Source organism: Neorhizobium tomejilense, assembly GCF_964254135.1.
GTDB lineage: Bacteria > Pseudomonadota > Alphaproteobacteria > Rhizobiales > Rhizobiaceae > Neorhizobium > Neorhizobium tomejilense.
In genome coordinates, this window is the sequence record NZ_CAXUSO020000001.1 from 4,455,571 (window position 1) to 4,468,341 (window position 12,771).

Here is a 12,771-nt window from a genome sequence, read left to right on the forward strand (position 1 = left end):
CCCATGCTGAGAAAAGTCCTCATAGCCAATCGCGGCGAGATCGCCTGCCGCATCATCCGCACCTGCCACCGGCTGGGTGTCGCAACCGTCGCCGTCTATTCTGACGCCGACCGGGACGCGCTGCATGTGTCGCTTGCTGGCGAGGCTATCCATATCGGCCCGTCCCCCGCCGCCGAAAGCTACCTGCGTGGCGAGACGATCATCGACGCGGCACTGCGGACGGGTGCCGACGCCATCCATCCCGGTTACGGCTTCCTCTCAGAGAACCCCGACTTCGCCGATGCGGTGACATCCGCCGGCATTCGGTTCATTGGTCCATCGTCCGATGCCATTCGCGCTATGGGCCTTAAGGACGCCGCCAAGGCGCTGATGGAAAAGGCGGGCGTGCCCGTCGTCCCGGGCTATCACGGCGCCGAACAGGATCCCGACTTCCTCTCCAGGGAAGCGGAGCGCATCGGCTTCCCGGTATTGATCAAGGCCCGCGCCGGCGGTGGCGGCAAGGGCATGCGGCGGGTCGAAAACGCGGCCGACTTCAGGGAAGCGCTCGCCTCGGCGCAGCGGGAGGCTTTGGCCGCCTTCGGCGATCCCGCCTGCCTGATCGAGAAATACATCGCCCATCCACGCCATATCGAGATCCAGGTGTTTGGCGACGACCACGGCAATGTCGTGCACCTCTTCGAGCGCGACTGCTCGCTGCAGCGCCGCCACCAGAAGGTTATCGAGGAAGCTCCTGCTCCCGGCATGCCGGAGGAGATGCGCCTTGCCATGGGCGAGGCGGCGGTGAAGGCGGCGATGGCGATCTCTTATTCCGGTGCCGGCACGATCGAGTTCATCGCCGATGCCTCCGATGGGCTGAAAGCCGACCGTTTCTGGTTCATGGAAATGAACACCCGGCTGCAGGTGGAGCATCCGGTCACCGAGGCGATCACCGGCGTCGATCTCGTCGAATGGCAGCTTCGCGTCGCATCCGGCGAGCCTCTGCCTCGGCTGCAGGACGAGCTTTTCATCAGCGGCTGGGCCTTCGAGGCGCGGCTTTATGCGGAGGATGCCGAGCGGGGTTTCCTGCCCGCCACGGGCCGGCTTGCGCATCTGGACCTGCCGGAAGAACTGGCGCGCGTGGACAGCGGCGTGCGCGCCGGCGACCGCATTTCGCCTTTCTACGATCCGATGATCGCGAAAATCATCACCCGAGGCCCGGATCGCCAGACAGCGCTCTCGCTGCTGTCCGCCGCCCTTGCCGAAGTTCGCGCCACCGGTGTCACCACCAATGCTGCGTTTCTTCGCCGGCTAACGATCCAGCCGGATTTCGTCGAGGGCTTGCCCGATACGGGCCTGATCGATAGGCATCTGGCGGAATTGACGATCGGTCAGTCCCCGTCTCGCGAGGCCATGGCCTTGGCCGCTTTGAAACTTTCCGGTGCCCTCGAACCGAAGAACGGAAGCGATCCCTGGGACCGCTTATCCGGATTCCGGTTATGGGCCGAAGCCTCCGATTTCGTCGAGCTGGACTGCCGCGGCCAGCACGTGCCGGTGTCGTTCGGATCGATCGGAGAGGGCGTCTTTGCGGCCACGGTCGACGGCAAGCTGGTCGATTTCCGCCTCTCTCGCCTGGGCGCCGAGGCTTGTCTTCTGGAGGCCGCCGGCCGGAAACATCGCGTCCATCTGGTCTCCGGCGAACGCGAGGTGACGATCTTCGGCGATGGCGAGAACTGGCACTTCGGCCTTATCGATCCCCTTGCCGGCGAGGATGAGATTGCCGCCGGCAGTGATCGCATCGTCGCGCCCATGCCGGGTCTCGTCAAACTCCTTCGTGCCACGCCGGGAGCCTCGGTCACAAAGGGCGAGGCCCTTGTCGTGATGGAAGCCATGAAGATGGAATTGACGCTTGCCGCCCCGCGCGACGGGACGATTGCCGATGTCCTGGTGTCGCAGGACGAACAGGTGATCGAAGGCGCGGTGCTGCTGATCCTTGAGCCGGAGCCGGAAGCCGGGGAGCCGCAGGATGGCTGACTTCGTCCGTATCCACGAGATGGGGCCGCGCGACGGGCTTCAGAACGAGAAGGGGCTCATTTCCACCGCCGACAAGATCCGGCTGGTCGACCTGCTTTCGGCCTGCGGTTTTGAAAAAATCGAGGTGACGAGCTTCGTGCGCGCCGACTGGGTGCCGCAGATGGCCGACGCCGCCGAGGTCATGGCCGGCATTACTCGCCGGCCGGGGACGCTATACACAGTGCTGACACCGAACGTGCGGGGATATGCGGCGGCCGTCTCGGCCAAGGCGGATGAAGTCGCAGTCTTCGCTTCGGCGTCGGAAGGCTTCAGCCACCGCAACATCAATTGCAGCATCGCGGAGAGTTTTCAGCGGTTCGCGCCGCTGATCGACAGCGCCCGCCGCGACGGCATCCCGGTCCGCGCCTATGTCTCCTGCGCCGTTGACTGTCCCTTTGATGGTCCGACGCCGCCGGCGCAGGTGGCGCGGGTGGCAACGGAGCTTCATGCGCTCGGGTGCGGTGAGGTGGCGCTGGCTGACACGATCGGGACAGGCACCCCGGATCGGGTTGCAGCCATGCTCGATGTGGTCTTGAAGCACCTTCCGGCGGCACATCTCGCCGGGCATTTTCACGACACAAACGGCCGGGCGCTCGACAACATCACCGTCTCGCTCGAAAAAGGTCTGCGCGTTTTCGACGCCGCGGCGGGCGGGCTTGGCGGCTGCCCCTATGCGCCGGGAGCGGAGGGCAATGTTGCGACCGGCAAGACTGTCGATCATCTGCATGCGCTAGGGTTCGAAACCCGCATCGACCGCGACCGGCTGACCGAGGCAGAGGCTTTTGCCCGCAGCCTGAGGGGAGCACGCTGATGGGCGCTTACGACACGCTGACGCTGGAACGGGATCTCCGCGGGGTGGTGACACTGACGCTCGCCCGGCCCGAGAAGCACAATGCCATGAACGCACGGATGATCGCCGACCTGGCCGACGCGGCCGGCAAGCTCGCATCCGACGATGCGGTGCGCGTCGTGGTTCTCGCATCCGCCGGCTCCACATTCTGCGCCGGGGGCGATCTGCAATGGATGCGCGACCAGGCGGCGAGGGATCGTGCCGGCAAGATCGAGGGGGCGACAGAACTTGCTCTCATGCTGAAGGCGCTCGACGACCTGCCGAAACCGCTGATCGCCCGGGTGCAGGGCAATGCCTTCGGTGGCGGTATCGGCCTGATGGCCGTCTGCGACATCGTGGTCGCTGCTGACAGCGCCGGGTTTGCGCTCACTGAAACACGGCTCGGCCTGATCCCCGCCACCATCGGACCCTACGTCGTGCGCCGGATCGGTGAAGGTCATGCCCGCCGATTGTTCCTCAACTCCCGCCGCTTCGATGCGGTCACGGCCCGCGAGATTGGTCTCGTGTCCGTCGTTCGCATAGCCGACGAACTCGATGCTGCGGTGGAAGAGGAGGTCTCGGCTTTCCTCGATTGCGCTCCCGGTGCCGTCGCCAGCGCCAAGAGCCTTGTGCAAAGTCTCGCCCGCCAGGCGATCGAAGATCCGGTCGGCTACAGCACCGGCTTGCTTGCCGACCGTTGGGAAAGCGCCGAAGGCCGCGCCGGCATCGAGGCCTTCCTCAATCGCCGGCCGATGCCTTGGGCGGCTCCCAAGGCAGGCGGGGATTAGTCCCGGATCGGCTCCGGGACCAGTCGAGCGTTATTGTTTCGGAATACCCGCCTTCTGGATCACGTCCGACCATTTCTGGATGTCGGCCTTCAGGCGGTTGCCGATTTCCTCAGGCGTGCTGGATCGGGCTTCGACGCCCAGATCCGCGAACCGTTTCTTGAGGGCAGGGTCGGCCAGGACTTCGACCAGCGTGGCGTTCAGCTTCTTCACTGCTTCCGGCGGCGTGCCCTTCGGCGCGAAGATGGCGTTCCAGGAGGTCACGTCGAAGCCCCTGACGCCTTCTTCCGCGGCGGTCGGGACGTTCGGCGAGAGGCTGGAGCGCGACGGGCCGGATGAGGCGATAGCGGTCGCCTGGTTCTGCTGCAGGGCAGCCTTCAGCGCAGTCTGGCTGTCGACGATCACGTCGAGTTCGCCGCCGAGCAAGGCGACCTGAAGATCCGGCGTGGCCTTGTAGGGAACGATCGTGAAATCGATGCCGGATGTCGACTTGAAGAGTTCAGCGGCAAGATTCTGGCTGCTGCCGACGTTGATCGTCCCGACATTGAGCGCGCCCGGCTTGGCCTTCGCGGCTTCCAGCACATCCTTGAGGGTTTTGAACTTGCCGTCCGATTTGGTAACGAACACGAAATCGAAATAGGCAAGGCTCGACACCGGCACGAAATCGGTGACGGGATCGAATTGCAGGTTCTTGAAGAGCGGAACGCTGATCGCGGTGCCGTTCGAAAGCAGGGCGAGCGTATAGCCGTCTGCTGGCGCGTTCAGCGCCGCCCGTGCCGCAACGGAGCCGCCCGCACCCGGCTGGTTCATGATGACGATCTGTTTGCCGAGCTTCTTGCCGAGCGACTCGGCAACCAGGCGTGCCGTAATGTCGGCAATCCCGCCGGGGCCGAAGGGCAGAACCAGCGTGATGTCCCTCGACGGATACGCGTCCTGCGCCATGGCGCCAGTCGGCAGCATCAGGGTCAGGGCGACAGCCAGAGATTTTGTCCATCGCACCGGCTGTCGGAACCGGCCCGCCGATCTCCCCGTAATTTTGTAATCCATTCTCTCCTCCTCCTCTAAGGCCGCTCAGGCGGCGAAACCGTATAAACGTGCGGGATTGTCGACGAGCAGCCGCTGCCGATCCTCTTCCGTCAGCGCGAACTTCGGCACGAGATCCACGAGGTCGGCCTCGTCGACCGGCTCCTTGAGGTTCGGATGCGGGAAGTCGGTGCCCCAGAGGCACCGGTCGGGGCTTGCCGCCAGCAGTGCCTTCGCGAAAGGCACGGCCGTATCGAACGGAAAGCGGGAGATTCGCTCCGACCCGCAGACCTTGATCCAGCAGTTTTCCCGCCGCACCAGTTCCAGCAGCGTCTGAAACGCCGGCTGGCCGGTGCCGAGGCTGGTGTCGACGCGGCCCATGTGGTCGATGACGAAGGGCACCGGCAGTCGAGCGATCATGTCGAAAAGCGGCACGATGTCGGCGGCATCGAGATGCAGCACCACATGCCAGCCACGGCCCTTGATACGGTCGATCGCCCGGTTGAAGACGTCCATATCCGGCGCACCGCCGAGGTGGCGGACGAAATTGAACCGCACGCCGCGCACGCCGCCGTCGTCGAGCGTCTGGTAGGCGCGGTCGTCAAAACTGTCGTCGACGATGGCGACGCCGCGGTAACGATCCGGACGCCAGGCGATCGCGTCGAGCATGGCGCGGTTGTCGGTTCCGTGGCAGCTCGCCTGGACGATGACGGCGCGGTCGACGCCAAGCCTGCCATGGAGTTTCGCCAGTGCCTCTTTCGGTGCGTCATCCGGCGTATAGCTGCGGCTGGGGGCATAGGGAAAAACGGCGCCGGGGCCGAACACATGACAATGCGCGTCGCAGCTATTTACAGGCAGTATGAAGTTCGGTTTCCGCCGCGCGGTTGCCGTCCCGTGACCGCTCTCCTGGCGATGTTCGTTCATTTCTCCTCCCATGCGTATTTCAGATTGCTGCGGATTGCCTGGTTCCGACGCTGAGGCTTCGAAAGCTCGCATAACTTGCTTCGACGAGTTGATCGACGGCGGCTTCCCGGTCGTTTCCGTCGACCGTTCCGCTCGAAAGACGGGTGACGCGGTCGGGATTGATGAGGGCGTAATAGAGGGAGCCGAGCAGGAACTGGCTGCGCCAGACGAGCCCCTCCAATGGCGCACCCGGCACGCAGTCGGCGAGAGCCTTGATGAAGGCGCGGCTGGTCTCGTCGAACGCGTCCGCAATGATCGCCTGCGCGTCGGGGTTTCCCTCTGCCGACAGGACCGCCCGCATGCGGGTGAATTCGGCACCGCCGCCATCGCCCTCCGAGGAGGAAACGAAGGCCGGCACGACATAGGCGCGCAGGATCGCCATCAGCCGCTGATCTGCATCGCTGATCCGCAGGGCCTCGCCCAGCAGCTCGCGGCGGCGGGCGTTCATCGGCACCGTGTGGCGCTCGTAGACCTCACGCAGCAATTTTGCCTTCGAGCCGAAATGATAGGTCAGGCTGCCGACATTGGCTCCGGACGCCTTGGCGATGTCCCGCAGCGAGACGGCATTGTAGCCGCTGCGGGAAAACAGGGTGACGGCGTTTCTGAGCAAGGCTTCCCTCAGGTTCGGTCGCATCGAGCATCCATTATCAACTGTACGCCCAATTTGTACAGTTGTACAAATTGGGCGTCAACCGAAATCGCGCGCCGAGACGGCCGAGACAATTTTGCGTTGGGCGCCAGCTCCGGGAACCGATCTTTCCGAGGAAACGAGCTAGCGTTGTGGAAGCATGAAGCCGGCGAAAAAAGCGGCGAGTTCCGCATGGGCATCGAGCGGCAGGATATGCGCGACATACTGGTCCGGACGCACCACCAGCATGCAGCCCTGCTCCCGATCGATGCCGCGCATGTCGAAAATGTCATGGCCGCTCTTGAGGTCCGGGCAGAACATCTTTTCGTAGTCACAAAGCCCGTAACGGCCCTTCCGGGGCAGCAGGAAAGTCGGCATGGTTTCGACCGCAAGCGTGCGGTGGGCCTGCTGGAAGATGGCGCGGAAATCGATCACAGAGTCGATATCGGTACTGGAAGGTGTATGTGTCTTCACCGGCGAGGAAGGCGAATCCGCCAGGAAATCGCAAAGCGCCCGCAGGCGCGAGGAGGGTGCCGCACTATCCCCCGCTCCGGCGAAGGCATAGATGCGCCAGCGACCGTCCGCCTTCGCGACGTGACCAAGCTGCATCGGCTTGGCATCGACCAGCCGGATCACCGGCGCCGAATGGAACCGCGTGCCGATCGTCAACCCGCTGGCGAGATGCTGATGGGTCGATTGGCCGGTCAGCACCGACGGCATGTATCGGGTCGCCGTGCCTGCCGTATAACGCCCCGATCGAACGAAGTATTTCTGGACTTCCGCCGGCTCGACGCCCTCGCCATCGGGATCCTCCGGGGATTTCAACGGTGCGCTCAGCATGGCCGACCATTCGCGGTCGAAATCGATCAGTTCCTTGGCAATGGTCTGGCGTTCGGCGGAATAGCTGTGCAGCAGCTCCGGCCCGCTCCGCCCCTGCAGTACGGCGGCCAGTTTCCAGCCCAGGTTGAACCCGTCCTGCATCGAGACGTTCATGCCCTGGCCGGCTTTCGGGCTATGCGTATGGCAGGCATCGCCGGCGATGAAGACGTGAGGCAACCGGTCGTTAATCGCGTCCTCCGGCACGTCGTCGAACCTGTCGGTCAGCCGTTGCCCGATCTCGTAGACCGACCACCAGGCGACCTCCTTCACCTCGAACGTGTAGGGATGCAGGATCCGCTGCACGGCCGCGATCAGCTTGTCGACGGTGATGTTCCGGCTCGCGACCCGCTCGTTTTCGTTGAGCTTGTCCAGCTCGACATAGATGCGGACCATGTAGCCGCCTTCGCGCGGGATCAACACGATGCTGCCTTCGCCGGCGGACTGGATCAGCGCCTTCAGGCGAATGTCGGGAAAATCGGTAACGGCCAGCACGTCCATGACGCCCCAGGCGTGATTGGCGGAATCGCCCTGCAGCGCCCGCCCGATCGATTTGCGCACCGTGCTGCGCGCCCCGTCGCAGCCGACGACGTAGCGCGCCTTGACGGTCTCGATCTCACCTTCATGGGAGGGATCGAGACGCTCAAGCCTCGCGGTCACCGGATAATCCGAAGCGACCGGGTTTGTCTCGACGTTGATCAGGCGCCGCGAATAATGCGGTTCGAGCCTCGTCGGCGATTTGCGCATGACGTCGAGGAAGAAATCCTGCACCCGCGCCTGGTTGAGGATCACATGCGGGAATTCGGAAAGCCCATCCTCGGTATCGTCGATCCTGCCGCTGCGGATGATGTTCTCCCGCTTTGCGTCGTTGGGTTTCCAGAACGAGGTCTCGTTGACCCAGTAGGATTCCTTCAGCACCCGCTCGGCAAAACCGAAGGCGTGGAACATCTCCATCGTGCGGCAGGCGATACCGTCCGCCTGGCCGCGCAGCAAGGGACCGGATCTCTGGTCGACGATGCAGGTCCTGATGTCGGGAAAGGCAGACAGTTGCGCCGCGAGCGTGAGGCCCGCCGGACCGCAGCCGACGATCAGGACATCGACTTCGGCGGGAAGCGGTCCCTTGTCGGCTGGCGTGCTCTGTCGGTCCTCCGGGTGAAAGATTTCCGGGTCGCCGGGCTCGAACCCATTCAGATGGAATTGCATGGAACCGGTTTCCTCCGCATGTTTCGTTGGGCGCCCGCGGAAACGGATTCGGCGGGTTCAATATTGATCAGTATGCTGATCATCAGTATACGTGTCAAGCTTGCGGCGATTTTGGAGAATCTGGTGAAAGACAATGATGACATGCCGGGCCATCTCGCCCGCCGGTTTCAGCAGATCGCGGTGGCGGTCTTCCATGCCGAGGTGGAGCAAGCCGGGTACGACCTGACACCTGTCCAGTACGCGGCGCTCGCGGCGATCAGCACCAATCCCGGGATTGATCAGGTGACGCTCGCCGGGCTGATCGCCTACGACCGCACGACGATTACCGGGGTCATCGACCGGTTGGTGCAGAAAGGCCTGCTGGTGCGCAATACCAGCACCAGGGACAGGCGCGCCCGCGAATTGCAGATCACCGACGAGGGTCGCAAGACCCTGAGCGGCGTTGCGCCGGTGGTCGAGGCGGCGCAGGAGCTCATGCTGCGCGGGTTGACGGCAGAGGAGGGCGACGAACTGCTGCGGCTTCTGCGCAAGGCGATTGCCGCCGGCAACGAGCTGAGCCGCGCACCGTTGCGCGAGGTTTCGGACACCGCCAAGGCCAAGCCGGCCACATGACCCGCTACGGACGCCGCTTCGAGCAAGGCGGTCCTCGGCTGCCGGACAAGCGCATACTCAATCCCGCTCGGTTAACCTTTTGTTGACCATATTGGTCGAGCCTCCTCTGTCGGCACGCCAGCCGTAACTTGGATACAGCAGGGAGAGGAGCATGACGCTCGTGACATTGCCCAACAAGATCGTGCGAAACAGCCACCACACCGTTCTGGTGATGCGCGACGGCAGCACATGCCAGGCCGTCTGCGTCGTCAACGACGGCAGGATCGGCGACGTCTGCTCCAAGCTAGGCCTTATCGAAAGCATCGCCAGCAGCAAGCTCGATCATGGTGAAGTGGCGTTCGACGGCCGCGTCTGGATCACCCATTCCGACATGCCGCGTCCACTGCATGCGAGCCGCCACTAGGTCTTATCCCGCGAGCGAACGAAACATCCGGCCCCCGAGCATACCCAAGGGCCGGATATCGGGGAGGTATCAGCGGAAGAGGTCGAGAATACGTTTCGACTGTTCGTTGACGATGCTGAGGCCGATCGTCTGGAGCTGCTGCTGCACCTTCGTGGCGGCGAGCTTTACGGCGCTCTCTTCCATGTTGGCATCGACGAGGCGCCCGACGCCGCGGTCGATCGCATTCTGCAGCTTGGAGAGGAATTCCGTATTGGCGCTGATGCGGCTCGAGGTGGAGCCGAGCTTGGCGCCGGCGGAGGTGAGGCTCGAAAGCATGCTGTCGGTGGCCGAGATCATGCCATCCAACTCGTCTTCGGTGGTCGAATTGGAGATCTTGATTTCGCTGGCGGTTGCCGAGCCCTGCGATCCCGTATCGAGCAGGTAATATTCGTAGGCGGTGCCGTTGTCGGTGGTGCCCGAATAGGCCTTGGTCAGAAGGCCGTCGGCAGCGTCGCCGCTGCTTGCCAGCGTCGTCGAGGCGGTATCGAAATCGATCGTGTTGAGGCCCGTAGTGCCGTCCCGGTTGGTCGATGCGGACGCGAGCAGCGACTTGACGCCCGGCGTCCCGGCGGAGCGCAGCCAGTTCTCGCCGTTGAAGGACGACGATTCGGCGACCGTGCCCAGTTGCTCCTTGAGCTGGCTGATCTCCGCATTGATGGCGTCGCGATCCACGCCCGGCGAGCGTGCCAGGATGAGTTTCGCCTTGATCTCGGAAACGAGGCCGGTTGCGGCCTCCATGCCGAGCGATGCGGTATCGGTCAACGCGGCGGCAAGGCCCGATGCGTCCTCGACTGCCGAGAGGGACATGCCCGTCGAACGCATCGACGTGGCGATCGACCAATAGGCGGCGTTGTCGGATGCCGTATTGACGTTGCGCCCGGTTGCCACCTGGATCGTGTTACGCTCCAGCGCCTTGGCGGAGCCGGTCAGCAATAACAGCGCAGAGGCCGCCGACTGATTGTAAGAAATGCTGCTCATGAAGCGTCTCGCAGGTGGGAAGGACACGTTACGGGCTCAGGCAGTGAAGATCGGCGTCATGCCCTTGAGCCGTCGCCGCGTTGGCGCACGAACCCATCACCTGCAATCACCTTGCACGAGCGAGATTTCAAAGCATTTGCAGGATTTATTAAGGTTTTAATGATTGGCGGGTTTTTTGAGATGCGGCCGCGATAGGATCAGACCGCATCGTCAGAACTGGCGATACTTTGCCAGCGGCAGGCCGTGCTTCTCGACATACTCATTGTGAAACCGAATTGCCTCGGCACTTTCCAGCCGCCAAAGGCGCTCCCGCTCGGCTCTGAGGGCCTTGGCGATGCCTTCCTCGGCGGCCTGCGAGAGGTCGATCTTCAGCGCTCGAGCCTCGGCAACAAGGTTGCCGTCTAACAAAAGCCTAGTCGATTTGCGGGCGGGCTGGGACATTCCAACCTCCAAGTTTATGCGCAAAATATATGCGCATAAACTGTCATTGGAAAGATCAGTCGTCCTTCATCTTCAAGGCGGCGATGAACGCTTCCTGCGGGATGTCGACCTTGCCGAACTGCCGCATGCGCTTCTTGCCTTCCTTCTGCTTGTCGAGCAGCTTGCGCTTGCGGGTGGCGTCGCCGCCGTAGCATTTTGCGGTCACGTCCTTGCGCATCGCCGAGATCGTTTCGCGGGCGATCACGTTGCCGCCGATCGCCGCCTGGATCGGGATCTTGAACATGTGCCGCGGGATCAGGTCCTTGAGCTTCTCGCACATGTCGCGGCCGCGCTTTTCGGCAGCGGAGCGGTGAACCAGCATCGAGAGCGCATCGACCGGCTCGCCGTTGACCATGATCGACATCTTCACGAGGTTGCCCTCGCGATAACCGTGCAGATGGTAGTCGAACGAGGCATAACCCTTGGAGATCGACTTCAGGCGGTCGTAGAAATCGAACACCACTTCGTTGAGCGGCAGCTCGTAGGTGAGCATGGCGCGCTTGCCGACATAGGTGAGTTCGGTCTGGATGCCGCGGCGGTCCTGGCAGAGTTTCAGGATGCCGCCGAGATAATCGTCGGGGGTGAGGATCGTCGCCTTGATCCACGGTTCCTGGATTTCCGAGATCTTGACCACGTCCGGCATGTCGGCGGGATTGTGCAGTTCGCGCTCGGAACCGTCGGTCATCGTCAGCTTGTAGACGACCGAAGGTGCGGTGGCGATCAGGTCGAGATCGAACTCGCGCTCCAGGCGTTCCTGGATGATTTCCAGATGCAGCAGGCCGAGGAAGCCGCAGCGGAAACCGAAGCCGAGCGCTGCCGAGCTTTCCATTTCGAAGGAGAACGAGGCGTCGTTGAGGCGCAGCTTGCCCATCGCGGCGCGCAGGTCCTCGAAATCGGCCGCATCGACCGGGAATAGGCCGCAGAACACCACCGGCTGGGCCGGCTTGAAGCCCGGCAGCGCATGCGCCGTCGGCTTCTTGTCCTCGGTGATCGTATCGCCGACGCGCGTATCGGCCACTTCCTTGATCGAGCCGGTGAAGAAACCGATCTCGCCCGGGCCGAGGCTGTCGACGGCGAGCATCTTCGGGGTCAGGACGCCGACGCGCTCTACCTGATACTTGGCGTCGGTGCCCATCATGCGGATGGTCTGGCCCTTGGTCAGCACGCCGTCGAGGATGCGCACCAGAACCATGACGCCGAGATAGGTATCGTACCAGCTGTCGACCAGCAGCGCCTTCAGCGGGCCTTTTTCGCCGAGCTCGCTCTTCGGCGGCGGCAGCTGGTGGACGATCGCTTCCAGCACATCCGGAATGCCGAGGCCGGTCTTGGCCGAGATCAGCACGGCCTGCGACGCATCGATGCCGATCACTTCCTCGATCTGTTCGCGGATGCGGTCCGGTTCGGCCGCCGGCAGGTCGATCTTGTTGAGGACGGTGACGATCTCGTGGTTGTTGTCGATCGCCTGGTAGACGTTGGCGAGCGTCTGTGCCTCGACGCCCTGGGATGCGTCGACGACGAGAAGCGAACCTTCGCAGGCCGAGAGCGAACGCGAGACTTCATAGGCGAAGTCGACGTGGCCGGGCGTGTCGATGAGGTTGAGGATATAGGTCTCGCCGTTATTCGCCTTGTAGTGCAGGCGCACGGTCTGGGCCTTGATGGTGATGCCGCGTTCGCGCTCGATATCCATCGAGTCCAGCACCTGTTCCGACATGTCGCGCTCGGCAAGGCCACCGGTCGTCTGGATCAGCCGGTCGGCGAGCGTCGACTTGCCGTGGTCGATATGCGCCACGATCGAGAAGTTGCGGATATGGTCAAGCGGGGTGCGGGCGGAATTGGTGCTCATGGCTCGCGCATATAGCAGCGCGAATCCCTGTCGCAAAGCGGAAAGATAACCTTTCGTTGA

General features: G+C 63.3%; 12 protein-coding genes. 5 read left to right on the top strand and 7 right to left on the bottom strand.

Translation table 11 applies throughout. The features are described from left to right. Positions 1-3: 3 nt before the first annotated feature. From ACSQ3G_RS21905 to ACSQ3G_RS21915, 3 genes are read left to right on the top strand one after another with little or no spacing between them, the layout of a single operon-like run. Complete coding sequence (locus ACSQ3G_RS21905; protein ID WP_436111525.1) at positions 4-2,010, top strand: acetyl/propionyl/methylcrotonyl-CoA carboxylase subunit alpha; 2,007 nt, start codon at positions 4-6, stop codon at positions 2,008-2,010. After that, on the top strand, positions 2,003-2,860 hold the full coding sequence (locus ACSQ3G_RS21910; protein WP_436111526.1) for a hydroxymethylglutaryl-CoA lyase: 858 nt from the start codon (positions 2,003-2,005) through the stop codon (positions 2,858-2,860). The genes ACSQ3G_RS21905 and ACSQ3G_RS21910 overlap by 8 nt, the downstream gene beginning before the upstream one ends. Further along, on the top strand, positions 2,860-3,666 hold the full coding sequence (locus tag ACSQ3G_RS21915) for a crotonase/enoyl-CoA hydratase family protein (protein ID WP_436111527.1): 807 nt from the start codon (positions 2,860-2,862) through the stop codon (positions 3,664-3,666). Before ACSQ3G_RS21910 ends, ACSQ3G_RS21915 begins: the two co-directional genes overlap by 1 nt. Before the next feature lie 30 nt (positions 3,667-3,696). On the opposite strand, the gene ACSQ3G_RS21920 is transcribed toward ACSQ3G_RS21915, so the two are convergent. From ACSQ3G_RS21920 to ACSQ3G_RS21935, 4 genes are all read right to left on the bottom strand, one after another. Then, positions 3,697-4,710 carry a Bug family tripartite tricarboxylate transporter substrate binding protein gene (locus ACSQ3G_RS21920; RefSeq protein ID WP_436111528.1) on the bottom strand — a complete coding sequence of 338 codons (1,014 nt, stop codon included), beginning with the start codon at positions 4,708-4,710 and terminating at the stop codon, positions 3,697-3,699. 24 nt (positions 4,711-4,734) lie between these two features. Continuing rightward, the gene (locus ACSQ3G_RS21925) at positions 4,735-5,610 is read right to left on the bottom strand and encodes an amidohydrolase family protein (protein ID WP_436111529.1); all 876 of its coding nucleotides are present in this window, start codon (positions 5,608-5,610) and stop codon (positions 4,735-4,737) included. A 19-nt stretch (positions 5,611-5,629) separates the two neighbouring features. Further along, positions 5,630-6,283, bottom strand: a complete 654-nt coding sequence (locus ACSQ3G_RS21930) for a TetR/AcrR family transcriptional regulator (protein WP_436111530.1) — start codon at positions 6,281-6,283, stop codon at positions 5,630-5,632. 138 nt (positions 6,284-6,421) lie between these two features. After that, entirely contained in the window at positions 6,422-8,356 is a 1,935-nt protein-coding gene (locus ACSQ3G_RS21935; RefSeq protein ID WP_105434577.1) for an FAD-binding monooxygenase, read from the bottom strand. A 123-nt stretch (positions 8,357-8,479) separates the two neighbouring features. On the opposite strand from ACSQ3G_RS21935, the gene ACSQ3G_RS21940 reads away from it, so the two are divergent. Further along, entirely contained in the window at positions 8,480-8,968 is a 489-nt protein-coding gene (locus ACSQ3G_RS21940) for a MarR family winged helix-turn-helix transcriptional regulator (protein WP_105434652.1), read from the top strand. A 151-nt stretch (positions 8,969-9,119) separates the two neighbouring features. Beyond that, complete coding sequence (locus ACSQ3G_RS21945; RefSeq protein ID WP_046667282.1) at positions 9,120-9,371, top strand: hypothetical protein; 252 nt, start codon at positions 9,120-9,122, stop codon at positions 9,369-9,371. 69 nt (positions 9,372-9,440) lie between these two features. Here ACSQ3G_RS21945 and ACSQ3G_RS21950 read toward each other — a convergent pair whose 3' ends face one another. The 3 genes from ACSQ3G_RS21950 to lepA form a co-directional block, all read right to left on the bottom strand. Next, complete coding sequence (locus ACSQ3G_RS21950) at positions 9,441-10,388, bottom strand: flagellin N-terminal helical domain-containing protein (RefSeq protein ID WP_105434578.1); 948 nt, start codon at positions 10,386-10,388, stop codon at positions 9,441-9,443. A gap of 210 nt (positions 10,389-10,598) precedes the next feature. After that, complete coding sequence (locus ACSQ3G_RS21955; RefSeq protein WP_105434579.1) at positions 10,599-10,829, bottom strand: type II toxin-antitoxin system CcdA family antitoxin; 231 nt, start codon at positions 10,827-10,829, stop codon at positions 10,599-10,601. 55 nt (positions 10,830-10,884) lie between these two features. Then, positions 10,885-12,711, bottom strand: coding sequence for a translation elongation factor 4 (lepA, locus tag ACSQ3G_RS21960; RefSeq protein WP_046630233.1), 1,827 nt, complete (start codon positions 12,709-12,711; stop codon positions 10,885-10,887). Between the last annotated feature and the right edge of the window lie 60 nt (positions 12,712-12,771).

What these genes read in the sequence shown, in the direction of transcription:
- ACSQ3G_RS21915 (WP_436111527.1), top strand. Translation starts at nt 2,860, where the DNA reads ATGGGCGCTTACGACACGCTGACGCTGGAACGGGATCTCCGCGGGGTG.
- ACSQ3G_RS21930 (WP_436111530.1), bottom strand. Translation starts at nt 6,283, where the DNA reads ATGCGACCGAACCTGAGGGAAGCCTTGCTCAGAAACGCCGTCACCCTG.
- ACSQ3G_RS21955 (WP_105434579.1), bottom strand. Translation starts at nt 10,829, where the DNA reads ATGTCCCAGCCCGCCCGCAAATCGACTAGGCTTTTGTTAGACGGCAAC.
- ACSQ3G_RS21905 (WP_436111525.1), top strand. Translation starts at nt 4, where the DNA reads ATGCTGAGAAAAGTCCTCATAGCCAATCGCGGCGAGATCGCCTGCCGC.
- lepA (WP_046630233.1), bottom strand. Translation starts at nt 12,711, where the DNA reads ATGAGCACCAATTCCGCCCGCACCCCGCTTGACCATATCCGCAACTTC.
- ACSQ3G_RS21920 (WP_436111528.1), bottom strand. Translation starts at nt 4,710, where the DNA reads ATGGATTACAAAATTACGGGGAGATCGGCGGGCCGGTTCCGACAGCCG.
- ACSQ3G_RS21950 (WP_105434578.1), bottom strand. Translation starts at nt 10,388, where the DNA reads ATGAGCAGCATTTCTTACAATCAGTCGGCGGCCTCTGCGCTGTTATTG.
- ACSQ3G_RS21935 (WP_105434577.1), bottom strand. Translation starts at nt 8,356, where the DNA reads ATGCAATTCCATCTGAATGGGTTCGAGCCCGGCGACCCGGAAATCTTT.
- ACSQ3G_RS21925 (WP_436111529.1), bottom strand. Translation starts at nt 5,610, where the DNA reads ATGAACGAACATCGCCAGGAGAGCGGTCACGGGACGGCAACCGCGCGG.
- ACSQ3G_RS21945 (WP_046667282.1), top strand. Translation starts at nt 9,120, where the DNA reads ATGACGCTCGTGACATTGCCCAACAAGATCGTGCGAAACAGCCACCAC.
- ACSQ3G_RS21910 (WP_436111526.1), top strand. Translation starts at nt 2,003, where the DNA reads ATGGCTGACTTCGTCCGTATCCACGAGATGGGGCCGCGCGACGGGCTT.